Origin of the sequence: Lelliottia wanjuensis, from assembly GCF_030238365.1 — a bacterium.
GTDB classification, from domain to species: domain Bacteria; phylum Pseudomonadota; class Gammaproteobacteria; order Enterobacterales; family Enterobacteriaceae; genus Enterobacter; species Enterobacter wanjuensis.
The window spans coordinates 1-687 of sequence record NZ_JASSOT010000028.1; the positions used below are offsets into that span (position 1 = coordinate 1).

Consider the following 687-nt stretch of genomic DNA (forward strand, 5'->3'; position numbering starts at 1 on the left):
TGGTATGCGGTGACAGGCTGGATGCGCTGTTTCAGGGGAGTCCTCTGCGTAAAACAGCTCAGGGCTGGTGGCTCCGGGCCGATGACGTCAGCCGGTTAACGGATGTTGTCCGCAACATACAGACGCAATTCCCACGCCAGGTTGGTCAGCTTTCGGTGATGTACCGCTGCCTGCCAGACAATCATCAGGATGAAGCGGTTCTGCGCTCCACACTGAAGACGCTGCGGCAACAGAGTAAACAGATAAAATCCCTGACGGGTTTTACACTGCCGGTGGTGGTGAGTGCCGAATTCTCCGGACCTGAGACACCGTGGATAATTGTTCGGGGTGACAAGCCGATTGTGTGTCCGGCAAATGATTCGCCGCAGGCTTTCATCGACTGGCAGCAGACTGATGACAATATTACGGCGCTGCCCGCGATCAGTCAGGCATTTTCATTTATCTGTAAAACCCTGACTGATGAGCTTGAGAAACCTGATCGGTTAACGCCCCCTGAACGAGCATTTTCCGTGGTAATGCGCCTCGGTACCGTCCTTCCCGAAACACAGTCAGTCTGGGCCGACTGGCTATATTCCCGCACCTGTTTGCAGTTTTCCCGAAAACCAGGGCAGACAGATCCGGCAAGTCTGTTTCCGGATGCGGTTCTGCCGCTGCTGGCTCCTTTTGCATCGACTGTGCAGGGGGGCC

Annotated in this window: 1 pseudogene; it reads left to right on the forward strand. The window is 55.5% G+C overall.

Annotation, left to right across the window (positions count from 1 at the left end):
- Positions 1 to 687, forward strand: a pseudogene (locus QQF33_RS03395) (OmpA family protein); the annotation flags it as partial.